We start from the raw sequence: 23,942 nt of genomic DNA on the forward strand, positions 1-23,942 counted from the left end.
TTTCGTTTTGCTTTGGCGCGCTGTTTCTTCTCGTTCTCGATACGAACGTCGATCATGGCATAGATCGCCGCTTTCTCCCGCCGAGTCATGGTCATGAGCTCATGCGGAAGTATACGAAGCTCGTGGAGGGCGTAATAAGCGTAATTCGCTTCTCCGTCGCCCTCTTTTATTAGTTTTTTACTTCATCTGCCAAATCGTTTAGGCTTTGGTTAAAGCCGTTGATTTCCTGCACTCGTTGTACGAGTGAGGCATATTCGCCAGGGAGAAGCATTTTGCGCAAAAGGTTCTCCGCACCGATGATGCCGTACGATTTTTGCAAATCTGCATCCTTTAGGTTCGGGAATTGAATGCTGCTGACGACAAGCTTAGCCAAATACTCGTCTGTATTGGTTTCTGGAGTGAATGCGCCATTTTTCCCCTTGACCTTGCGGGTAGATGACTTGCGGCACTCCTCGTTCTCCGCTTCCGTCATGCTGCGCAGCTCCCAAGCGACAGCCTGTCCTTCTGCATCCTTAAACCGATCCGATACGATAAACGGCTGCGTTGACTCCACAGCCGCATTTTGTGCAAAAAATACACTTAAATCACTCATTGTCTCTTGCCTCCATCATATTTAATTTCGCCTTAAGAAAGAGCTGAAAATTGCTCCGCAATATCCAATCCTTCAAAAGTGAATTCCAGCTCTTCTTCAAGAGCTTCGCTTTCCGTATCCAGCTTACCGATAATGACCTTATTTAGATTCACCTTATGAAGGAAAACCGTCTGCTTGCCCGTAGCCGAGGACGGATCTTCATTAATAATGGAAATATCAAAATAAGCATCCACGCCGGTATTCACATAATCCAGCATCATCTGGCGGAATTTTGACGTTACATAATAGATGGTCATCGTACCTGTACCCGACCATCCCGTCGCTTTATGCTGCAAACCGCGGTGGCCAAGCGTCTTGATCTCAGCCTTTTGCTTCTCAATGCTTGCCTCCAGCGTCTTGATATAAAACATCTCTTCCTGCAAACCATTAATAATGGTATAAGCCCGTCCTTCGCGGCCCGAAATCGTATCTCCTGCGTTCAAAAATGCCATATTACTTCACCGTCACTTTCATATATACTTTTTCTACGCTATCAACCGGTTGGATATGAGCCTCGATAATAATGCTGTCCGTATCGACACCAGCTGCAACCGATAAATCGGCTTGGGCATCAAAGTTTTGAATAGCATTGAGCGACTGAAGATTGTTCAAATATTTCAAGCACTCGTTGCGGAACAGGCTTCTGCCATCTGCGTTATTATCAACTTTTCCAATATAAAACGACTCGAAAATATGTTTAAAATCGTTCGCAATGCCGTCCAGTACACGAATGACTCGGTTTTTGGAGAAGGCTTTGCCTTTCTCTGGCGAATAGCCAGTGAACGTATTAATATCCTGCTCAACAATGACTCTGCCGCCGCTTACCGTGAACAGAAACTCACCAGCTTGCAGCGCCTCCACCGTTTGCGAATTCGTATAACGAATGTCCGCATCAGCAGCCTCCTCATAGGCTTCATAGGTCAGCGATTTATTCATAGGCGCTCCGGCAGTTGCCGCAGCAACCCAAACCGTTGCCTTCTGTGCGTCAAGAACCGTTCCATCCAGCAGCTTGACGCCATTTTTGACACTGATGACCCCTTCAGAATCAGCTGACGGATAATTCGCCAGCACGACCTGAATTTTGCGGCCTTCTTCCTCGCGCAGACGGCGGGCAAAAGCAGCATATACCGATTTTAAGGACAAGTCGGCGGATACTAGCGCTATGGTATTAAAATCCTTCAGCTCAATTTGCGCCAAATAGTCGGTATGGTCTTGATTCGTTACGGTACCATTGGAGCCGCCAACAAGCGGAACGCCTGCTGCTAACGTCAATGCTCCTGTACCGCCGAAGCTTACAAAGGCATTCGATTTCAGCTCTGCGATATTCGCTGCTGTTTGTGAGTCAACTGCCTCTTTAGCAACAAAAGTGATGACATCAAATCGTGCTTCATCGTCAACATTTTGTTTGACCGCAACGGTGATGTCATTGCCTCGAACACCGCCGAATTTGGCTGTAAGCGTTAGGCTGCCAGCGACAGCCGTCGCTTTTGTTCCTTCGTTTAGTCGGTATAAGAGCAGCGTTTTTGCTTTCTTGAATGCTTCGCGCACCAGCAATAGCTCAGGCGCACTTAGATCATAACCAAGCAAGCTTCGCAGATCATCGCCAGCGTTGATCGCAATAACGGCCTTCGACTGCCCCCAGTTAAGGTTTAGCGGTACGGACACCGTTCCGCGCTCTCCCATGCTGCCTACCGTTTTCTTCTCGCCAACCAGGTTAATGTAAACGCCGGGGCGCACCTTATTTTGTGATGTATAAGTTCCTCCTGCCATGTTCTACATGACCTCCTTTTTCAAATAGGCTGTTATCATCGATAACGCTTGTTCGTGAGTATACGTTTCTTGCTCCAACAGCACGGCGGATAGTATATCCTTCTCGGAAGGCGTATACCGTCTAGCCGACTTTAGCTGCTCCTTGCTGAACCTTGGTTCCAGCTCAGCTTCCTGCAATCTGCTTTTGTTCATTTTGTTCTGCCTCCGCCCTCTTACGATTTGCACCATTTCACCCACCCGCGCTCACATCTGAGCCACCTCCTCATCTGGATAAAACAAAAGGGACGCTCGGTGTCGTCCACCGCTCGTCCCCGTTTATGATCTTTGGTACAATATCATAATATCACGGTTATTTGAGCGAAAACGGACATTAGGCGGACAGAAAGCGGACAACTTCTTGAAGCGCCTTTTGCTTCCATCTTCGGAACGTGCGATCAACGATACCCAGCTCCGAAGCAACAAACTCTGTAGGCTTTCCTTCTATATAACGAAGCTTCAGCAGCCGAGCGTAATCGGGCGCATATGCTTCTAACGCTTCAAGCGCTTGATCGATAGATTGCAGCTGCTTCTCTATATCCTGAAGCTCGCTTATTTTATCGATGACGCCCATATAACCTTCAAAGCCGCCCGAGCCTTCTCGCGCTTCAAGCACCTTCTCAATCTTTTTCTCCAGCTCTCGCAGCAGCTTTTCATCCGCTGGACTTGCTGTAGCACGGCTTTTCTTTACTTCGTTTAGCTGCGCTTTCGTTCCAATAGGATATTTCGACAGATTCGCATGCGCCGCTGCTTCGATACGCTGATCCTGCTCATCCAAGTACATATAGGAAGGCAGCTTGCGCAGCTGCCGATGAAGCTCCTGCAAATGATCATCCTCAGATACTGCACTTAGCCGCATGCCCGGTCCTACCGAGGTACCCTCCAGCTGTTTCTTTCTCGCTTTTAGCCGTTTATACGCATGTAATTGATCAATCACCTGTTGTTCTGCATTCATTCAAATAACCTCCCCTAGGTTTTAATGAATATTGAGTATTTAAAATACCACTCACAACAAAAAAAAATAGCGACTTCTCCGGTATTGACAATACTCCTAATCAAAAATATACTTACTTTTAAGTAGTTAAAATAGCGATTATGATCTACTGATACATTTCTTTAAGTGTTCGTCTGATGAATCTCATTGTATTTGGTATTTTAATTACCGTCAAGTATTTAAAATACCGAATATTCAAAAACGGAGGGTATTTATAATGTCATTGGGTGCACGAATTAAACAACTGAGGGTTGAGCGCGGATTAACGCAGCAGGATGTCGCCGCAAAGCTCGAGATGGGCCGCTCTAACTTTGGTCATATCGAGAATGATCGGGTAACACCAACAAGTGAAGATTTGCAAAAAATGGCGGATATCTTACTGACAACAACCGATTATTTGCTTGGCCGCGATGCAGCCTCGGCAACTATACCTGAGTGGGCTACGTATAAAGATAAGCGTGACTTTAAAAAGCTGCTTGAGGAAGACGGGGAAATTATGTTTGACGGCGTGCCGCTTAGTGCTACCGATCGTCAGCGCGTCATGGATGTGCTTACAGGGTTGTTCTGGGAAGCTAAGCATATGAATAAGCACAAAAAAAAGACCGAGCCGACTAACGATGCTCCTGATGATGCCAAAGGGTAGGTGTTGCTATGGATAAAATGATTTTGAAGCTCATTCGAAAATACAAGACTAACGATCCATTCATCATCGCTGAGGGCCTTGGCATTCATATCCGTTACGCCGACCTCGGAGAAGGCACGCGTGGTCTCTATTTCAAAAAACTGCGCCGCCGGTTTATTGTCATTCACGATTCGCTTCCGGATAATTGGCGCCGCTTCGTATGCGCGCATGAGCTCGGGCATGACCGCTTGCATCCTGGCTTCAACCGTTTTTGGCTGGATGAGCAATCGTTTTTTAATGTTGGAAAATATGAGAGACAAGCTAGCAAGTTTGCCGTAAGGCTGCTGACAGCAGGCGATTCTCCTGCTCCCAGCGAGACGCTTGAAGAGCTGCTAAGAAGAAATGGCGTGCCTACGGAAATGCAGAAGTTTTATTTTTAATTAGCTGTATTCTGCTTCATTCAATGAATGTGCTGCTGTGCAAATTCACACTTACAGGAAAAGCTCCCGCTAATCCAGCTGAAATTGGCGTATTTACCGCGTTTAACTGGAAATACTCCTGTTAATATCGTGAATACAGCCTTAAGTACTTGCGATTGGCTGAATTAGCTGGAGAAATTCCTGTTAACGGGCATTAAATGAGCAAAGCTGATTATTTAACAGGAGTTTTTCCCTTTACTTCGAGTACAAATCACATACGAACTCCCAGCTGCACCAATAAACACAAAAAGCTCCTATACCACAGCCAATGCTGCGGAATAGGAGCCTTTTTACATAGACGTCATGAAATCAAAACAATTAAATCGCCCAATTGCCGTTGCGGAAGATAGGCTCGCGAGTGCCATCCTGCGTCACACCGTCAATATTCATATCAGCCGAGCCGATCATGAAGTCTTCATGCGTAAGGCTTCTGTTTGCACCATGAGCGAGAAGCTCCTCAGGTGACATTTTTGTACCGCCTTGGATATTGACCGGGTACGCTTGACCCAGTGCAAGATGACAGGACGCGTTCTCATCATACAGTGTATTGAAAAACGTCACATTGGAGTTCGAAATCGGTGAATCATGCGGCACTAGCGCTACTTCACCGAGATGTCTTGCCCCTTCATCCGTGTTCAGCAAATTAGTGAGCGCCTCATATCCCTGCTCAGCGGAATGATCGACTACTTTGCCATCCTTAAAGGTCAAACTGAAGCCATTAATGACTTGACCGTTGTAATTCAAAGGCTTGGTGCTGCGAACCGTTCCGTTCACACCATCCTTATTTGGCATAGTGAATACTTCTTCCGTTGGCATATTCGGATTAAAATAAACGCCCTTTGCATTTGCTTTGGAGCCGCCTAACCAAATATGTCCATCCGGCAGGTCTATCGTCAGATTCGTGTCTGGCGCTTCATATTGAAGCTGTTTGTAGCGCTTGCCATTCAGCAGCTCAACCATCTGAAGCAGCTTGGCATTATGCGCTTTCCACGCTTGAACAGGATCTTCCAAGCCTATCCGGGTAGCATCAACAATGCGTTCCCAAAGCTTCTGCACCGCTTCTTCTTGTGAGAGATTCGGGAATACTTTAGCTGCCCATTCCGGAGTAGCATAGGATACAAGCGACCAAGCATTCGTATGATTCATTAGTGAACCGCGATAGCCGCTAAGCGCAGTTGAAGCTGTTTTTGATGCTGTTGCAACGCGCTTCGCATCTACATCGTTAAGCAAGTCTGGGTTCGGAGAGTAAATCGTAATAAATGCCGCCCCATTTTCCACAAACTCTTCCCAAGCTTTGGCACGCCACATCGGATACTCCGAGAAAGCCTCTTCAGGAGCCTGCTTGTATTTGATGCGGGAAAGCTCCTCATCGTTATATTCCACATGGACATTTTTTGCGCCTACTTTATAAGCCTCAGATGCAATAAGCCGTACGAGTGGAGCTGCTGTAATTGGTGCCATGACAACAACCGTTTGTCCCTGCTGCACGTTGACGCCAACCTTAACGACCAGCTCTGCGTAATTTTCTAATTGTTGCGGTGTTGGATACATGTATGTAAATCCTCCTTCATAATCAGTTCATTTGTTGCATCGTCCATAACCTTCTTCTATTATAATCCTCCAAGGACAATTGCTCAAATGATGCAGGCTCGAACATATCCATCTAGGCAATATTCCAGCTTAAAAAAAGGCCCCCAACGCTCAACGAATGAACGAGGGAAACCTTTTATAGAAAGCTCATATGTTATTGCTGCCCGGTTATGATATTAATAAGGGCTTTCCACCTTCATAATATCCATGAAAGGAACCTTTGTTACGCTGCCCATGTATTCCACATGAACCTTTTTTGTTCTTGAATCGAGCACCGTAATGACGCCTCTTACTTGCTCTGCAGCCCATATCGTAAGAAGCAGCTCTGTGCCTTCTTGCTTTGCTTCAACCAGCCGCTCGCCCAGCTCTTCCAGCTCAAATTCATCTCTAGTAGGCCTTTTTGGTCCTTTTGCCACCTTGTTCCCCTCCTGCTAGGTATGTACCCGTATTTTCAATAAAAAAGGGCCCCTCCGCTCGAGGAGACCCTGTTCCTATCGATCTAAGTTACGCGAATATATCTATTATAGCATGCCGCAACTTTCTCTGTTAGCGATATTGCGAGAGTTTCAGCAACAATTATTGGAATGCGAGATCATAGCCTGAACCTCTCTATTGAATAAAAAGAAGCCCTCCGTATGGCAGTCCATAGCAGAGGGCTTCGTTACTATTTATGAATGCTTAATCCCAATGGTCAAAATCTCACAAGGACCAACCGATACTTCAAGCAGCGATTGTCCATCTACAGCAAGATTTTCGACTTCATGCTCAAGCACATTACTTTTATAAGCTTGTTCAAGTGACACAGCTGCTGCTTCTGACAGCTTAAGCGCCGTTTCAGAAGGCTTCATATTATACCATCTAAGCATGAAATCGCCAGATTGCTCATTCACCTTCATGGAGGAGAATGCTAGTCCATTGCCGTCCCAAGCGAATAAAGCGCCGTTTGGAGCAAGCTTGCCGGCATGAACGCCTGTCTGACTAACGGTCCACGGCACTTGGAACTGATATGCCGCTGCATATGCGCCGGATGCAACTCCGTCGCCGTTATGCGGAAGGATCGTCAAGCTGAAGCTTTGCTCACCCAAGCATTGTGCTTCTGGTGTAGGGAATACGCCCCAATCTCCAAGCTCAGCAACTGCACGAAGCAATGTAATCGCAATGGTATTACGTCCATCGCGCAATACTTCGTATTCATTCAGGCCAAGGTTGGCAACCGTCAAACCAGCTTGCTCGCCGCTCACATCGACAAACGCCTGTTGATGCTGTGCGTTGCTAGGATTGATCCACTCTGCTGCTGGCTCGTTATCACGCGTTGCAACCTCAAAGATGGAGTCCGCTTGATGAACCGCTGTTTCCAAATCTGTTGGGAACAATACGCGAACCCGGTGATCCTTCGCTTGGTTGTTGAAGGAGGATTTCCATTCTACCCCTTCGCCTTTGCGGCTTATTGCAATTTCAGTCCGGATTGTAAGTGGAACTGTCGTTTCTGTACGTTGTGACTTCCGCTCAGGGAAATAAACAGCCTCTTGTTTCTCAACTTCGAAGTATGGTTCTGCTGAAGCAGGAACTGCCCATTCATGAACGATCTCGAATGCCGCACGGTATGCCGTATTCTCGATTAGACGAATGCTTGCAGGTACACCCTTCGTTGTCAACGTTTGCTCGCCGGTTGGCTGCTTGTACATGTATTCGTTGCCGATATCGCCTGTATTCTCATACACGCCAAGCTCGCGATAGATTTGACCGCTGCGTTTATCGGTCAAGTTAAACGATCCGTCCTGCGCGATATCAATTCGAAGCCATTCGTTCTCAAGCGCATGCTCGCAAGCAACAAGCGATTGTGATGGCTGCAATTCTGCTTTCGCATTCCGAACATAGCCATAAGCTGCCAAGCCTAGCGCAGCAACTTCCGCTGGTTCGAATGTCAGCTTCACTTTGCGGCTCATATATGGCTGACGGAACTTGTCATCTGGCAGATCATAACCGAATTGAAGTCCCATATCAGAAGCTGTATGCGCAATGGCTGCGCCGCTTCGATCAACAAGCGTTCTGCCCGTTACATCGACAGCATACATTTTCTTGTTCATCTCATCCAGCGACAAACCATCACGGAAGTAAATGCGAGCGATGTCCAGCTCAACCTCTACCACTCCGCTGCGATCCCAGCCCGTTGTATTGTACACGACAAACGGCACTGCATCTTCGCCATATTGTTCAAATATGGAAGTGTCAACCGCATCGGCAATTATCACTTTGCTATCGTCAATTATCGCTTCTGCAATATGACGGCTCTTATCGAAGCGAGTCACCATCTCACGGTGAACCTCGTCCACGCTGCAGCCGCAAATGCTGTCATGCGGATGGTTCTGCATCAGTGTTTTCCAAGCGTAAGTAAACAAGTGATGCGGGTATTCGTGACCAAGTGAATAAGCAAGCGCAGCAAGCGGCTCCGCTACCTTCTCCAGCATGGCTTGACCAAGCTGATTCATTTGCTTCAAGTAAACCCGTGCGGAAGCTGTATTCACAAGCGTTGACCAGCCGTCTGTACGTTGGCTGCGAAGCTCGCCTTTCACGACAGACAGCTCGCGTGTAAGTGAAGCATTCACTGACGCCAAATAATCTTGGAAATTCGAATGAATGAATTCTGTATCAGGGAAAAGCTCTCTTGCTGTTTTCAGCGCAGCAGACAGATCCTGCTGAATCGGCTGATGGTCGCATCCGTTCATGAACAGCAATTGGCCTGTAGCAGCATACTTCTCTGCCTCAGCCAGCTTGCGCTCCCAATATTCCTTGGCGCTTGCTTCATCTGTAGGCACTTCCATGCCGTTGCAGTACCAGTTGGCGAACAATACGCCCAGCACTTGCGAACCGTCTGGCCCTTCCCAAATCAGCTCAGAGAAGGATGATTCATAATCGGAATCTGCTACTGTATTGTTAAAGCCCGTTGGCTTCACGCCTCTGCCAAATACCGCATTATCGATACCGGCTTGACGCAAAATTTGCGGGGCTTGACCGATATTTCCGAACGTATCTGGAAAATACCCAACTTTGGCAATCGTTCCATAACGGCTCGCATCCTGATGCCCGATTTGCAAATTGCGAAGATTCGCTTCACTGCTCGTCAGGAAGGCATCTTGCAAAATATACCAAGGCCCGATCGGAATACGGCCTTCTTTAATATAACGTTCTAGGCGCTCACGATTCTCGGGGCGAACCTGCAAATAATCTTCCAAAATGATCGTTTGGCCATCCAAATAAAAGCTTTTGAAGTCCGGATCCGTATCAAGTGTATGAAGCAGCGTATCCATTAATTTTACTAGCAATACATGGTGCTTCTCATATGGCAAATACCATTCCCGATCCCAGTGGGTATGCGAGATGATATGGGCTGTTCGTTTGTCTTTCATCACTAGAACACCTCTTCTTGTTAATCGTTGTTTGCAGGAATTACGTTCACATTCACCTGATCAGGTCGGTAAACGGACAGCAGCTGACCGTTTTTATCCACTGCAAAGAGTACAGACCGCTCCTTCTCCAGCGTAAAAGCGTAGGAAACGCCGGTTACAGGGTCTTTCACCTCAATATCAACATCCAAGCTGAACTCGGATACGAATGTGAATAACGCGCCGTCTTGGAAGGACAGTTTACGACCATAAACGCCTGGCAGTTGCCCGCCTTTAATCCAATCCAGCTCCACGCTGCAGCCTGCATAGGTGAGCGCAAACTCATAAATGGCTGAGATCGGCTCAATGCGATCATTCAGCTCTACTGGCAGCGGACACCAAAGGATGTTTCCTTTGCCGTGCGATAGCTCGATAAGCTGATCGACTTCAGCTGCAGACGTTCCTTTTTGCGCTTCCTTCCATACCTGAGCAATTCTCCGATTGCCATAAGAAACAGGCAGCAAACGATCACCGATGCGAAGCAGTTCTTCGCGGCGTACGTTGACAAGCTCTCTTGATCCAAACAACTCAGCATGACGATCGACTTGACGCCAGTATGCATCAAGGCTTGTTGGACCCGTCAGCAGCAAAGTTGCTCCTGTACGTTCAACGTAGCTAAGCAGCTGGTTCATTGCAGCATCTTCAATATTATGGGCACTTGGTACAATAACAAGCTTAACCGGATTTGCTTCCAGCTCGTCCAGGTGATATTCCGAAGCGCCGCGGAATGGCTTGTTCAGCTCATAGGCCAGCACTCGCGTTGCTTTAGTTGTTGCATCAAACGCCAGCTTGCGATTGGAGAAATCATTGGAATAAGGGAAAACAACTGCGGTATCCTCAAGCTCCCGCCCTCTGAACAAATCTCTGATTTCACGCATGAAGCGTCCGAAATCATACGATACATTTGCCTCAGGTTTCTCCGTGCCATCTGCACGAAGTGCGCCAATGTGCGATTCATTCGCATTGTCCATATAGAAATTCGTATTCCAAATCCACTGCACCGCGCCTGCGCCACCTGTTGCAAAAGCATAGGCATATTTGCGCTCAAGAATATCGCGTAGTTCTGCTTCCGAACGTTTCGCGCGTCCTTCTGGTGTTTCCACGTACATAATGCCCGTTTCCTGCACCAAATTCGGCTTGTCTGCCGTCTTAGCAAAAATACTGTCCCAAACCAAATGATCATTCAACCACCAGGAATGCACGGTTGTATAATCGACAGCCTCGCCATAGAAGAATGGTGAAGGTCTCTGCGCGCCAAGCGCTTCATCCTGTCCGACCGTAACCATATGATCTGGGCATTCTTCTTTAATGGCCTGGTACAGCTCCTGTGCCCAGCGATTGTGCATATCCATGGAGAACAATACATAATCAAGCCAGCGCGTACCATTCTTGCCTTGATGCATATCTTGAACGTCAAAGTTGATTTCCTCTGGCTCAGGCACTTTCACCGCTTCAAAGCTCGGCAGCTGCTCTGGCGTCATATTCCATAGCTTCTGCAGCTTCTCCACAGATTCGTGGCGTTCCTTAAGCCAAGCTGCATAGGCCGCCTGCTCGAATGGATCGCGTGCTGATCTTGGTCCATCAGAAAAAATACGAGGAGGATCAAACATTGACGGCTCGTTAATTAAATCCCAATCAACATGCTTCGATTGTTTGTGACGCGAAATGATCGAGCGGATAAACCGTTTTTGTGCTTCTAAACTCCGCGGATCGAGATAAGGATTTTGGCCTTCCCAAGTTTCCGGAGTGAATGAGAAGAAAGTAAAGGTTACCTGCAAGTCATGGCGTTTGGCTGTAAGCAGAAACGCATCAATGGAGCGAAGCGCCTCTTCTGATGCATGGCCATCAACCTGCATTATATTGCGATAAGCCGTCCATATGCCGGTTCTAATCCAGTTGATGCCTGCTTTGCGCATCTGAGCCATATCACGATCCCAAACCGATGCGTTTGGCAAAAATAAAAACTTGCGCGCAACATCCGATGTCATGTAGGTCATGCCGACAACCGGCATCGGTCTGCCGTCTTTTACGAAATAATCGCGTTCGCTCGTAACCGGAGTTCCCTCTGCAAGCAGCTCAGCATCAAAACCCCAGAAGCCTTGGCGAAGAATACGTACTTCTCCATCCGTTGACTCCGCGATACAATCCACTTTATAGTAACCGCTAACGATTGCTAGAGGAACGGGAATACGAACGATAAGCTGTTTGCTCGCTGCATCCGCATTGATGCTGCTCGTCCACCGCTCATCTGGCTTGCTTTCATGCTGGATCGTAATCGAAAAGTTCCAGCTTGCAGCTGGCAAATCTGTCGCAGAAGCAGAACGGCTAAGCTTCTGTACTTGCAGCGTCAGCATCGCACGCTCATCCAGCTCGAAGGACGCATAATTAGGTTTCAGCCACAGCTCTGTTACGCCTGCTGAGCAGAATTCCGACCAGCGGCGAAGCTCGTCAGCTCCTCCGCTTTGCCAGAATAGTTCCGTTAACGGCTGATTTACGAACAACCAGCGCGCGCCTGCGAACATTCCCTTTGTGTTCTCCCATAGTACGACAGGTGCTGCAACTTCTCTTCCTTCAGCTGAAACACCCTTTAAAAGCGGGTACAATTGTGCGTCCATCGGTCCAGCAGAACCCATCTGATGCGGCAAATCACTCGTTTTGGTTACATGCGGCACTAGATTCCAAGTGCTTGAAACCTCAAACATGGACTCTTTGCCTTGCAGCAGCGGAAGATCTTCCATTGCACGCAATTTGATAATCGGTGCTGCATCTACAGGCAAAGCCTCATGAATATGAAGCTCGCGGAGATAGGCGGTTTGCTCAGATTCTGGCTCCCAAACGCCAGCTTCGTTTTTTGAAACTGGTTTTTTGAATGGAACGCCGCCGATGCTGATTAAACCTCCACCGCGCTTTAAGTAGGCTAAAATTTCAGACCATGCTTGCTTAGGGAAATACGGTGCATGCATATTTATAAAGCTTCCGCCATCTGCAGCAGCGAGTGCCGTTCCAAGATTATTCGCGCGAACGACGCCGCCGATTTGCAGAAGCTGTCCTTCCGCATCCGAGCTTATGCGAGAATCGATTGGAAACGATGGATCATAGAAAATAATCATGCTCATAGAATCTCATCCTTCATCGCTTGATAGACAAGCTGTGAGAAAAGACTGTTCGACCAAGCGAACCATTTGCGCGTGAACACTGTTGGATCATCCGCATGGAAACCTTCGTGCATGTAGCCTGTGTCCGCGTCAGTCGCTTCCAGCATCGCAATCAATTCTAGCTTTTCTTCGCTGCTAGTAGCTGTAATGCCTTGCATCGACAATGCCATATGCCAGATGTAGCCTGGAGGCGTATGCGGACTGCCGATACCTTTTGCTGCCGTTCCTTCATAATAGAAAGGATTATGTTTGCTTAGAGCAAATTTTCTCGTATTCACATAAATCGGGTCTTCTGCATCCACATAACCAAGGTAAGGGATCGAGATCAAGCCCGGAGTTCCTGCATCATCCATCAGGCAATAGTTGCCGAAACCATCCGTTTCATAAGCATAAATAGGTCCGAATTCCGGATGCTGATAAATACCGTAAAGCTGAATGCCATGGTTGACATCCTCTTCTAGCTTTTTTAGTTCCTTAAGGAAATCCATGTCACGGAATACCCATTCCGCTATTTCCTCCATTTGACGAAGCGTAACAACCGCAAACATGTTATCCGGGATGTTGTAATGGAAGTCACATGCATCATCGCTTGGACGGAACCCTGACCAAATCATACCCGTATAGTTTACAGGCATGCCTAGACCAGAATTGCGAAGTGAATCAGTTGGAATGCCATTATCACGAGTAAAACGGTACGGCGATTGTTCAAAATGGCGCTGCTCTGTCTTCCAAAGCTCTACGATGCGGCGCATCGCAGCTTTGAAGCCGGAATCGAAAATATCCGTCAGCTCCGTTTCTTTCCAGTAAGCATGTGCGAGGCGCATGGAGAAACAAATAGAGTCAAGCTCGAACTTGCGCTCCCATACCCATGGAGACATATCCGTTTCATCCGTAGTATTCCAGTGCCAATCATTAGCGGACTCATTGAACGCATTCGCATAAGGGTCGATTTGAATATAGGAAATATGGCGTTTAATCAAACCACTAAGAATTCTTTGCAAATCTTTATCATGTTTTGCGAATGGAACGTAGTGCATCACTTGCTCGACGGAATCACGAAGCCACATCGCAGGGATATCGCCCGTGATTACAAATGTCGTACCATCGTCCATCAGCTTTGTCGTTGTTTCCAGCGTATTCGGAAAGCAATTTTTGAACAATTGAAGCAGCTTCGGGCGATGTGCCAGCTTCTGCTCCGCTTCCTTCAGCACGTCTTGAATCGCCTGCGGCAGCGTTAGCTCAGGCATCGGAATTTTCGGTAATCTAAATTGCTCCATCGTATTTGCTCCTTTAGAAATATGATTCGTAATTATTCCTTAACGGCACCAACCGTCAAGCCTTGAATGAAATATCTTTGGAAGAAAGGATAAGCGAATACGATTGGGCCTGTTGCCAGCACCACCATCGCCATACGCGAAGTATCCTGCGGCATCGACTGCAGCAAACCGGTGCTGAGCGATGCATTTTGCGAGTTTTGCATAATGAATTGCATACTATTCTCGATCCGCATCAGCATCGACTGAAGCGGCACTAAATTCGGCGTGTTAATGTACAGCAAGGCGTTAAACCAATCATTCCAATAGCCTAGTGTACTGAACAAAGCGATGGTTGCAAGCCCTGGAAGCGACAAAGGCAGCACCAGCTTGAAGAAGGTTCCAAACTCTCCCGCACCATCGATTTTGCCTGATTCTATAATAGCATCTGGCACCATGGTCGAGAAGAATGTCCTTAGGATCATAATGTAGAAAGCGTTGACCGCAAGCGGTAAAATAAGCGCCCAAATGGAGTCTTTAAGTCCAAGCAGCTGTGTAACAACAATATAAGACGGCACGAGACCACCGTTAAATAGCATCGTAAAAAAGGCGAAAAATGCGAAGAAACCGCGATATTTAAAGCTTTTGCGTGAGATTGCGTAAGCGAAAAGCGCTGTACATACAACACCAATGACAGTACCAATAACGGTAACAGCTATCGTTACCCCATAAGAGCGAAGCAGTTGATCCCCCGCTTTAAATAAATAGCTGTAAGCCTCAAAGCTCCATTTTTCAGGAAAAAGCGAATAGCCGTTTTTAGCTAGCGTCGCCTCATCCGTAAACGAAATGATGGTGACGAATAGAAAAGGAAATACACATAACAATGCAAAAATACCAGCCACGGAATGGAATCCTATATTCCAAATGGGCGTCAACCTATGAAAGTCGCGGGTTTTCGTTTGAGCGGACATAGCGGTTTTCCTCCCTGCGCAATGCTTGTTCAAGCAGTAAAGCCTTTAGACTAGAACAAAGCATTGTCTTTGTTGAATTTACGAACAATTCCGTTCGATGTAATAACGAGTACAAATCCAATGATCGACTGATACAAGCCTGCTGCTGTACTCATACCGATTTCACCAGTTGATTTCAATCCGCGATACACATAAGTATCGATAACATTCGTTACGCTGTAGAGTGTTCCAGAGTCCCTTGGCACTTGATAGAACAGCCCGAAATCCGCATAAAAGATTTTACCGATTGCAAGCAGCGTCAATATTGTAATGAGCGGTGTAAGCATCGGGATCGTAATGCTGCGAATTTGCTGCCATTTATTTGCGCCATCGATCATTGCCGCTTCATAAAGGGATTTATCAATACCCATGATGGCTGCCAAATAGATGACACTGTTGTAGCCGACTGATTTCCAAAGAAATACGACGACGATAATAATCGGCCAATAGGTTGGATCAGAGTACCAGTTTATCGGATCGATGCCGAACCAGTTGAACACTTGGTTCACAACGCCTTTATCCAAGCTCAGGAAGCTGAATACGAAATAACCGACGATTACCCATGATAAGAAGTATGGAAGAAACATACCTGTTTGATATACTTTTGCTAATTTCTTGTTCGTAATCTCAGCCAGCATAATCGCCATTGCAACGGCAATGACTAGACCAAGCACGATAAAGAAGATGTTATAAACGACGGTATTGCGTGTAATGATGTAAGCATCATTGGTACTGAATAGAAATTTAAAGTTTTGCAGGCCTACCCACTTGCTCTCGATAATGCTGGCAAGAAATCCATCCCGGCTGTATCTGTACTCCTTAAACGCAATAACCATACCGGCCATCGGCAAGTAAGAGAAGAAGATGAACCAGATTGTTGCTGGCAGCACCATAATCAACATCGCTTTATTTTTATTAATATCTTTAAAAAACCGTCCTATGGCTCCCACGTGATCACCTCTCAGTTGTCAGATTAATGAGCAAAGGTATGAAACGAATGCCGTGCATTCGCTTCATACCTCCCGCATGTTTACTTGTTCGCCGCTTTCCATTCGTCAAGCTGACGTTGTGCTTCAGCCATGATTTTATCAAGTCCAGCTGCTTTAAATTTCTCATTTGCACGTTTGATGTAAGTCTCAGGATCAACTGTTCCTGTCATAAGCGGTGCCCAGAACTCTTCTCTTACGTTTTGTACGGAAGCAATTTCAGTCGTTACTTTCGACGGATCGAAGTTGAAGCCAAGAAGAGGTGCTGGTGTTCCTGCATCGTTAAACTTCTTGAACTCTTCCCACTTGTTCGTAGGATCTGTTGTATTCAAGTACGTAAGCATTACGTTGCCGAGTGAGAATGTTGGCATGTCATAGTTTTTTGACTCATCAAGGTTTTCCATAACATTGTCGCCTGTTTTCTTGTAGTGAACGTTTTCGATACCGGAATCAATCATGTTGCGAAGCACAGGATCTGTGTTCAGCAAGTTTAGGAATTCCATTGCTTTTTCCGGATATTTCGAGTTAGCCGAAATAGCTTGCATCGAGCCCATAACTGACCAGTTGTAAATAAGCGCTTTGCTTGCTGGAGTTGAAACTACTGGGTAGCCATAGCTTGCAGACCATAGGTTGTCAGCGAAAGGCTGAGTTGTCGCACGGTCTGAGAACCATTTGCCAGTCGTTTGAACATCTGTCATCGAATCCATTGTTGCTGCTTCAGTTGGAATGTAGCCAGCTTTATAATATTTGTGCATTGTAGTCAACGCTTGTTTCATTTCTGGTGTATCTAGAACGTTAACCAATTTGTAATCCTTTGTATCGAGGGAAACAGCCATTGGAAGCTTCTCGATTACATAGTCATAAGGTACGTAAGGCATTTGGTTTTTATCAACCGCGAAAGGATATACGCCTTGTTCGTTTTCTTTGATCGTTTTGAGCAATGGCTCAAGGCTCTCAAGTGTGTTCACTTTTGAAATATCGATTTTGTACTTGTCTACATACTGCTTGTTAAAGCGCCATACTTCTTGTGCTGGCAGCTCTTTGTTAGCAGGGATACCATAGTTGTGGCCATCAATTTTGGAACCTTCAAGGAAGGCAGGATCAAGTGTATCGACGATGCCTTGACCGTGCGATTTCAACAAATCATCGATTTGCATGAATGCGCCTTTTCTTGCGTTCTGCACGTAGTCAAACGCCCATGAAGACGTAAACATTATGTCTACTGCTTCACCTGAAGCCGTCATAACTTGCAGCTTCTGTGAGTAGTCGCCCCAGTCGATCATGCTCATTTTAACCGTAACACCAATTTTTTCTGCTGTATATTTGCTTACTTCCTGCATAACCTTGTCCACATCTTTTTGAGGCGTACCAATTGTGTACCAGAGCAGTTCTACTGGTTTCTCGGCAGTGCCTTCACCTTCGTTTTTGCTTCCGCCGCACGCGCTAAGCACGATTGACATGACCAGCATCAGCGCAAGCGCCGGCATAAATCTCTTTTTGTTTCTAATCATTGTAAGTCCTCCCTATGTCTAGTTACGAAGCACAATTCAATTGCGTAAGCATACGCTTACTTTATTGCTCTGACCTTAATTCGCGATGCGTTTTAGGGCTAACTTAAAAATAACGGATGTAACGGTTTTCAAATAGGGAACAAATTAAAGGTATGGTGTACAAATTAAAGAAAGAAAGGACAACTCCATCTTGCATTAGAGTAGTCCTTTGTAATCAGTCGGCGAAATGCCAACATATTTCTTAAATTGCTTGTAAAAATATCCAGTTTCCCAGTAGCCGACCTGAAGCGCAATTTCCTGCACCTTCAGATTCGTCTCCTTCAACATTTCCTTAGCCTTGCCTATTCGATATTTGTTTATGTACTCGGTAAAGGTTTCATTTGTCTCTTTCTGAAACAGATGTCCGAGATAAACAGGATGGATGTTGTATTGCTGGCTGAGCGATTTGAGCGACAGCGCCTGTGCATAGTTCTCATGCACATATCCAAGCAGCAGCTGAATGATCGGGCTTTTCACGTCGCGCATAAGCGAATCCACCGTCAAGGTAGCTGCTTCTTTGACGACGGAGGAGAGCCCTTCAATCGTCTCGGCTTGCATGATTTGCGTGAAACCTGCTTTGAACAGCTCAGGCTGATCTGCCTGCTTAATTTCTTTGAGCTCCATTTTGAACCGTATCATCATCTCAATGGCCATACTTTGAATATATTCCGGCGTGACGCCGTCCAGCGTCTGATAATGCTCAAATTCAGCATCGATTGCCGCATGAAGCTGCTCTAGTTCCTTCGCCTTAATCAGCTTCGAGAATAAGGACCAATTCAGCGGCTGCGACGTTACATTCTCAATGCTGTTCTTCTCCGATAACAAGCTATAGTCCAAAATAGCCGGCTCGTCGGACAATAAGAAATATTCCTGCGCTTTCTTCGCATGCGCGTAGCTTTGCGGCGCACCCTCGCCTACCGCCTCCACACTGCCAAGCGAAATACGCATCGGGCTCGGAGCGAACCGCTTCTGCATATTTTCAAGCATGCTCATCGCCTTTTCCTTACCCAGCTCCTTGTCCTCCAGCATAAACACGATAACCAAGTCGCCATCAATGTCCACAAACGGCAGCATCGACGGGTCTTCCATGGCAAGCCGCTGTACGGCTTCATAGGACGGCTCGAACTGACTTTCCGTTCGAATAATCGCAGTCACAAGATAAGGAGCATCCAGCCGGATTTCAAGCATATCGGTACGTTCGATCAGCTCATTTGGCGCAATGCGTCCAGTCAGCCACCGATACAATATATTATCCTTAAGAATGCGAATATCATAATCACTAAATAATCGATCTGGTCTTGTTGTGTTCAATTTGTCGATTGTATTAGCCAGCGTCTCCTGCAGCTCGTCAATATTGATCGGTTTAAGCAAATAATTTTCCACACCAAGCTTGAGCCCTGACTTGATATAGTCAAATTCGTTGAAGCCGCTCAAAATAATGACCTTCAAATCCGGCCGGAATTGTCTTGCTTCACGAATCAAAGTTAAGCCGTCCATCACAGGCATTGAAATATCCGTAAGCAAAATATCAGCCGATGACTCCTTTAACGCTTCAAGCGCATCCTGGCCATTTTCCGCTGAACCGACGATTTCAAGGCCAAACGCCGCCCAATCGATAATATCGTACAAGCCTTCTATAATAAACGGCTCGTCATCTACAAGAAATACTCTATACATGCTGCGCCTCCTCTAGCACTGGGAATTCAATCGTTACGATCGTTCCGACGCCTGGCGTGCTGTTAATTTCAACACCATATTCCGTTCCGTACAGCAGCTTCAGTCTTTCATGCACACTGCGAAGACCAAAGGAATCGCCGCTTTCCTCCAGCATGTCCATCGACTCACGAATGGACTCGAGTCGCCCAGGCGCTATACCTCTGCCATTATCCTCGACTTGAATTTGTATGCGATCCTCTATCTGCCGAACATTTATTTTCACTTGGTTATCCGGCCTGCGCGCTTCTAGACCATGTACAACGTAATTTTCAATGATCGGCTGCAGCGCCATTCGCATTATATTTTTGCTTGCCAAGCTCTGATCGCAATGAATTTCGTAAGAAAGCTTATCCTTATAACGAATCCGAAACAGCTCCAAATAGAGGCGCGAAGTTTCTAGCTCATCCTTGAGCGTGTTTTCACCTTTGGGCTGAACGAAGCTTTTGAATAACACCGATAAGCTGTATATCATTTCGCCTACGTCCTTCGCTCCTTGCGATACGGCCCGCATCCGAATCACTTCGAGCGTATTGTACAAAAAGTGCGGATTCACTCTAGCCTGCAGAGCAGCAAGCTCTGTATGCTTTTGTTTAATCTCCGCTTTATAGACGCGGTCGATATGCTTTGTCAGCTCGCCGAGCATATCGTTAAAGCTTCTGGAAATTTGCCCAAGCTCGTCCTCTTTCTCGTCTTGGATGCGTGCGGACAAGTCGCCGTTCTCCACTTTGCGCATAAATCGTATTATTTTATTCGTTCGTTTCGCGAAATTGATAACAACCAAGGTCGGAACTAGCAGCACCATAATGATACAAATGATACTAATCAATGTAATCGTGTGCTTCAAGCCTTGATAGGCAGCAGCTACCTCCGCCTTTGGCGCTACACCAACTACGGTATAACCCGCTTCGGTTTGCGTGAACATCTTGACATAAGATTCCTGCTCAAGCATCACAGTGTCATTCAAGGAATCAATTTTATCGATATAAGGGTACCGTTTACCATAAAAGTTGTCTGAGGAATCGAAGAGCACTTCCCCTGTTGGTCCGAGGACAAGAATGTAGCCCTTTAATTGCTCTTTATAGCTCTCAAGTGCTTTTTGAATCCGTTCTGAGTTGAAATAAACGAGCAGCTGCCCTAGGTTTTTCAACGTATTTTTGTCCGTAATGGGGACACGTATCGCGAATAGCTTTGGATCCTGCTGTCCAATTGCCGTTCGTACCCATGCATTCGGCAGCGTTACTTTACTTGCTTCCATCGCCATGGCATCCGGGATATAGGAATGCGCGGCATTCGTAGATATTAACTTCGTTACATGCCCCTGCTTGTATGCGTACAAAAACTGCTTTTCCGAGCTGTATAGCAGCAGGTTCTCGATATCGGCATCATTTTCAACCTTATTTTCAAAATAATCCAGCCCCTTCGGCATGTCGATATTAATAGAAGAGGCATATTGATCCAATTGATAATTGATGTAATCCTCGAACGGATTTTGAAGAAAGTAAGTAAGATGAAGAGATAAGGCTTCATTCCGATACACATCAAGCATAATGGACTCCACCGATTCAAATTTACGAGCCATGTAGCTATTCACGCTATCGATCGCTTTTTTCTGATTTTCAAGCTCATTGCGTACAATCGATTCTGACATGACATTAAACATAAAATACGAAAAGGTTACGATCGTCACTGTTGTGATCAATGCAAACAACAAAATCATTTTCATGAAAAGATTATTTTTGACATAGTTGCGGTACAAGCTTTTTGCCTTCAAAATAAGCTCCTTTCCCGTGAATGATCGTTGCTCTATAGGTTGATCGGAGTTCACGATATGGGGTACAAGGTTTAATAATACTTCAGTATGATTTGCTGGCACAAGTATGCTCCTTAATAATCGGCAATTGAAGGGTACGGTTGAATGGCGCCTCGGAAGGGGCGTATAATGTAAAGGTGAGAGAATCCGCAAGATTGGAGATGAGAGCATGACAATTGGTAAAATGCTTCGAAATGTTTCCGTCGGACTGATATTCGGCATACTGGCCATTGGATTACTGCCGTTTCTGGTCATCTTTAACTGGGCGGAGATGCTCAATCTTGTCGAACTCGAAACCTCGCCATTATTTATGCTTCTTGGACGATTTATTAGACCGACCGTTCGCAAGAAAAGCATGAACAGCGTGAACAGCATGGACAGTCAGGAACACAAACAAGAGCTCAATCAATAAATAAGCAGCAGCCTAAACCGTTTGCATGAACGGAGACCCGGGAGAGCACCTTATTTTGGTGGCATTCTTCCGGGTCTTTCTTTCTCGCTTAAACGAGCGATTTATAGTAAAATGGGGCGATGCAACACTATACGATTATGAGGTGCCCTTATGTCCATTAGCTTCACAACATCCATTATCAGCCGCTTAAAAAGAGAAATCGCTGACATGCAACAGCAAACCAGCAACGATAAAAGCAAAAAAGAGAAAGCTCTCTCTAAAATAAAACAACTGCAAAAAAACATCAAAATGAGCTCTTCCCCCACCGACCTTAGCAGCAAGATGACTCAAATTACGAAATTAAACGAAGAGGTAGCCAGAATTGATGCTTCGCAGGCTGCTTTAACTAAACAATTAGCTGCAAAAAATGCAGAGCTTCGGCAGCAGCTTGCCAAAAACGAGCAAAAAAGCGAAAAATAGCTTTAGCATAGAGACCTTTCACAAGTTCAAATGAGCTTGCGAAGGGTCTTTTTGTTATCGGCTTGATATGGTGAGATTGTCCATTCCTCGTATACTTTAACCAAACGCGCGCATCCTATGGAAAAAAAGCAGGGCGGGGATTGTATGCATACAGTTTGGAAAGGTGCGATTAGCTTTGGATTGGTTCATGTGCCTGTTAAAATGTTTACAGCAACAGAAGATAAGGATATTCATTTCCGCCAAATACATAAGGTTTGTGGCATGCCTATTTCCTATGTGAAGACTTGTCCTCACTGCGATGAAGCCGTTAAACCAGAGGATATCGCTAAAGGTTTTGAATACGAGAAGGACAAGTTTGTCCTCTTTAATGAAGAGGAGCTTGAAGCGCTAAAGCCTGAATCTGCACGGGTTATTCAAATTCTCGACTTTGTCGATTTAACGGATATCGATCCTCTCTATTATCAAAAAGCATATTACCTCTCCCCCGACATGTCAGGGGCTGGAGCTTATACGCTGCTGCTTGAAGCAATCAAGCAAACAGGTAAAATCGGCATCGCCAAAATATCGATCCGCAGCAAAAGCAGCTTGGCGGCGATTCGCGTTGTCGGAAACTGCTTATGCATGGAGACAATGCATTATCCAGATGAAATTCGGCCGCTAGCAGAAGTGCCTAACCTGCCTGGGCTTTCTAATGTCAATGAAAAGGAACTGCAAATGGCCAAACAGCTCATTGAGCAGCTGTCTGAACCGTTTCATCCTGAAAAATATACCGATGATTACCGGGCTGCCATGCTTGAAGCTATTCAGCATAAAATGGCGGGCGAAAGCGTTGATATGGTTTCGGCTCCGGCTGTTGGTCGGACAAATGTCATTGACTTAATGGCAGCGCTTCAAGCTTCCCTCGAAGCGGCCAAAACACCACCTGCTGCTCCAAAGAAAAGGAAGAGCACCACTAGAAAAACGAAGGATGCCGGATAATGAACACGATGTCTTTGCTTCCTCTGCCGAAGGTGCCCATGGCGCCAGTTACTTCACCCGATATCCCTACTGGCTCGGAGTGGGGATATCAAATCAAATGGGATGGCGTTCGCACGCTCGCTCGATTAGATGGCAGCGGCGGTGTTGAACTATTTTCCAAACGAGTAGAGCCGAGAAATACCACTTTCCCTGAAATTGTAGCTCTCTTGTCGCCGCTGCGTGTTGGGCCTTGCATCCTTGATGGTGAAATCGTCTATTTTGACGGTACTCGTCCAAACTTTCAGCGCAGCCGCCTAGGTGTACAGAAAAGGTCAGGCAATGATGATCTCTTATTCGTCATGTTTGATATGCTCAATGATAACGGTGAAGATTTGCGCAGCTTTCCCTTCCGTGATCGTTACAGCAGGCTTGCTGCCAAGTTTCCTGAAAAATCGCCGCGCCTGTTCGTCACCGACTTGTTTGATGATGGTCAGTCCTTATGGGAATGGCTTATCGAGCGGGAGTGGGAAGGGCTCATATCGAAGCGTCTGGATAGTCCTTACAGCGAGGGCAAAGGCCATAAAGATTGGTTCAAGAAACGGAAGGAAGTACGAATCGTCGCGGACGTTGTTGGGGTGAAATTAAGGGATGGCCTCGTGTCGAGCCTCGTGCTGCAATATGAGAATAAATATATTGGGCATGTGTCGGGGCTCGACAACGCGTCCAAAAAACTGCTGCTCCAGTTCATGCATGACCACCCGGGAGATTGCCCCTTCCCGTCGCTTTCGCAAGGCATGAAGAAATCCGACGTAGTCTGGCTTGCCGTACATTTCCCATGCAGGGTGACCGCACTCGAGTTTACGGATACGGGCCTGCTTCGCCAGCCGAAACTGCTAGGTTTCGGTGCGGGAGACGGCGAGGTTTAGCGCTGATGAGAAGTTTGATCGGACGATTAAAGAGGAGGTTGCCCCACAAGATCATACTACTTGCGGGACAACCTCCTCTTACACTTTACCTCCCACAACCCGCCAAATACCCCACTATTCGCTGATTGAGTAAAAATAGCGCT

The 23,942-nt window shown here is 46.3% G+C and carries 21 protein-coding genes; 6 read left to right on the top strand and 15 right to left on the bottom strand.

Annotated elements, in window-relative coordinates; genetic code table 11:
- Positions 1–169: 169 nt before the first annotated feature.
- The 5 genes from AC1DM9_RS20560 to AC1DM9_RS20580 all read right to left on the bottom strand — a co-directional run bounded on the left by AC1DM9_RS20560 (position 170) and on the right by AC1DM9_RS20580 (position 3,392).
- Positions 170–592 carry a phage tail assembly chaperone gene (locus tag AC1DM9_RS20560; RefSeq protein WP_076269726.1) on the bottom strand — a complete coding sequence of 141 codons (423 nt, stop codon included), beginning with the start codon at positions 590–592 and terminating at the stop codon, positions 170–172.
- 32 nt (positions 593–624) lie between these two features.
- Positions 625–1,083 (bottom strand): phage tail tube protein, encoded by a 459-nt coding sequence (locus AC1DM9_RS20565; protein ID WP_076269725.1) that lies wholly within the window; start codon positions 1,081–1,083, stop codon positions 625–627.
- Between the two features lies 1 nt (position 1,084).
- Positions 1,085–2,401 (bottom strand): phage tail sheath family protein, encoded by a 1,317-nt coding sequence (locus AC1DM9_RS20570; RefSeq protein ID WP_477581909.1) that lies wholly within the window; start codon positions 2,399–2,401, stop codon positions 1,085–1,087.
- 3 nt (positions 2,402–2,404) lie between these two features.
- On the bottom strand, positions 2,405–2,593 hold the full coding sequence (locus AC1DM9_RS20575; RefSeq protein ID WP_477581911.1) for a hypothetical protein: 189 nt from the start codon (positions 2,591–2,593) through the stop codon (positions 2,405–2,407).
- A gap of 178 nt (positions 2,594–2,771) precedes the next feature.
- Positions 2,772–3,392, bottom strand: a complete 621-nt coding sequence (locus AC1DM9_RS20580; protein ID WP_477581913.1) for an ECF-type sigma factor — start codon at positions 3,390–3,392, stop codon at positions 2,772–2,774.
- Between the two features lie 256 nt (positions 3,393–3,648).
- On the opposite strand from AC1DM9_RS20580, the gene AC1DM9_RS20585 reads away from it, so the two are divergent.
- Together AC1DM9_RS20585 and AC1DM9_RS20590 are read left to right on the top strand one after the other, a co-directional pair.
- Positions 3,649–4,074, top strand: coding sequence for a helix-turn-helix domain-containing protein (locus AC1DM9_RS20585; RefSeq protein ID WP_076269721.1), 426 nt, complete (start codon positions 3,649–3,651; stop codon positions 4,072–4,074).
- 8 nt (positions 4,075–4,082) lie between these two features.
- Positions 4,083–4,493 carry an ImmA/IrrE family metallo-endopeptidase gene (locus AC1DM9_RS20590; RefSeq protein WP_339207322.1) on the top strand — a complete coding sequence of 137 codons (411 nt, stop codon included), beginning with the start codon at positions 4,083–4,085 and terminating at the stop codon, positions 4,491–4,493.
- Positions 4,494–4,850: 357 nt separating this feature from the next.
- Here AC1DM9_RS20590 and AC1DM9_RS20595 read toward each other — a convergent pair whose 3' ends face one another.
- The 10 genes from AC1DM9_RS20595 to AC1DM9_RS20640 form a co-directional block, all read right to left on the bottom strand.
- A complete protein-coding gene (locus AC1DM9_RS20595) occupies positions 4,851–6,083 on the bottom strand; it encodes an aminopeptidase (RefSeq protein ID WP_477581916.1) in 1,233 nt (410 codons plus the stop codon).
- Positions 6,084–6,298: 215 nt separating this feature from the next.
- Complete coding sequence (locus AC1DM9_RS20600; RefSeq protein WP_076269718.1) at positions 6,299–6,538, bottom strand: YolD-like family protein; 240 nt, start codon at positions 6,536–6,538, stop codon at positions 6,299–6,301.
- A gap of 252 nt (positions 6,539–6,790) precedes the next feature.
- Positions 6,791–9,529 carry an alpha-mannosidase gene (locus tag AC1DM9_RS20605; RefSeq protein ID WP_477582061.1) on the bottom strand — a complete coding sequence of 913 codons (2,739 nt, stop codon included), beginning with the start codon at positions 9,527–9,529 and terminating at the stop codon, positions 6,791–6,793.
- 20 nt (positions 9,530–9,549) lie between these two features.
- Positions 9,550–12,681: a beta-galactosidase gene (locus tag AC1DM9_RS20610; protein WP_477581918.1), complete on the bottom strand. Its 3,132-nt coding sequence runs from the start codon at positions 12,679–12,681 to the stop codon at positions 9,550–9,552.
- Complete coding sequence (locus tag AC1DM9_RS20615) at positions 12,678–13,997, bottom strand: glycoside hydrolase family 125 protein (RefSeq protein WP_477581920.1); 1,320 nt, start codon at positions 13,995–13,997, stop codon at positions 12,678–12,680. Before AC1DM9_RS20615 ends, AC1DM9_RS20610 begins: the two co-directional genes overlap by 4 nt.
- Positions 13,998–14,029: 32 nt before the next feature.
- Complete coding sequence (locus tag AC1DM9_RS20620) at positions 14,030–14,944, bottom strand: carbohydrate ABC transporter permease (protein ID WP_076269714.1); 915 nt, start codon at positions 14,942–14,944, stop codon at positions 14,030–14,032.
- A gap of 50 nt (positions 14,945–14,994) precedes the next feature.
- Positions 14,995–15,933: an ABC transporter permease gene (locus AC1DM9_RS20625; RefSeq protein ID WP_179089866.1), complete on the bottom strand. Its 939-nt coding sequence runs from the start codon at positions 15,931–15,933 to the stop codon at positions 14,995–14,997.
- Between the two features lie 80 nt (positions 15,934–16,013).
- Positions 16,014–17,480 carry an ABC transporter substrate-binding protein gene (locus tag AC1DM9_RS20630; RefSeq protein ID WP_076269713.1) on the bottom strand — a complete coding sequence of 489 codons (1,467 nt, stop codon included), beginning with the start codon at positions 17,478–17,480 and terminating at the stop codon, positions 16,014–16,016.
- Positions 17,481–17,675: 195 nt separating this feature from the next.
- On the bottom strand, positions 17,676–19,196 hold the full coding sequence (locus tag AC1DM9_RS20635) for a response regulator (RefSeq protein ID WP_477581922.1): 1,521 nt from the start codon (positions 19,194–19,196) through the stop codon (positions 17,676–17,678).
- Entirely contained in the window at positions 19,189–21,108 is a 1,920-nt protein-coding gene (locus AC1DM9_RS20640) for a sensor histidine kinase (RefSeq protein WP_477581924.1), read from the bottom strand. Before AC1DM9_RS20640 ends, AC1DM9_RS20635 begins: the two co-directional genes overlap by 8 nt.
- 106 nt (positions 21,109–21,214) lie before the next feature.
- On the opposite strand from AC1DM9_RS20640, the gene AC1DM9_RS20645 reads away from it, so the two are divergent.
- The 4 genes from AC1DM9_RS20645 to AC1DM9_RS20660 all read left to right on the top strand — a co-directional run bounded on the left by AC1DM9_RS20645 (position 21,215) and on the right by AC1DM9_RS20660 (position 23,799).
- Entirely contained in the window at positions 21,215–21,457 is a 243-nt protein-coding gene (locus AC1DM9_RS20645; RefSeq protein ID WP_339207313.1) for a hypothetical protein, read from the top strand.
- Positions 21,458–21,607: 150 nt separating this feature from the next.
- The gene (locus AC1DM9_RS20650) at positions 21,608–21,916 is read left to right on the top strand and encodes a hypothetical protein (RefSeq protein WP_441877200.1); all 309 of its coding nucleotides are present in this window, start codon (positions 21,608–21,610) and stop codon (positions 21,914–21,916) included.
- A 144-nt stretch (positions 21,917–22,060) separates the two neighbouring features.
- Complete coding sequence (ku, locus tag AC1DM9_RS20655) at positions 22,061–22,894, top strand: non-homologous end joining protein Ku (protein ID WP_441877203.1); 834 nt, start codon at positions 22,061–22,063, stop codon at positions 22,892–22,894.
- Positions 22,894–23,799 (top strand): ATP-dependent DNA ligase, encoded by a 906-nt coding sequence (locus AC1DM9_RS20660; RefSeq protein ID WP_475446736.1) that lies wholly within the window; start codon positions 22,894–22,896, stop codon positions 23,797–23,799. The genes ku and AC1DM9_RS20660 overlap by 1 nt, the downstream gene beginning before the upstream one ends.
- Positions 23,800–23,942: the final 143 nt, after the last annotated feature.

The organism is Paenibacillus sp. 01T431 (assembly GCF_056398625.1).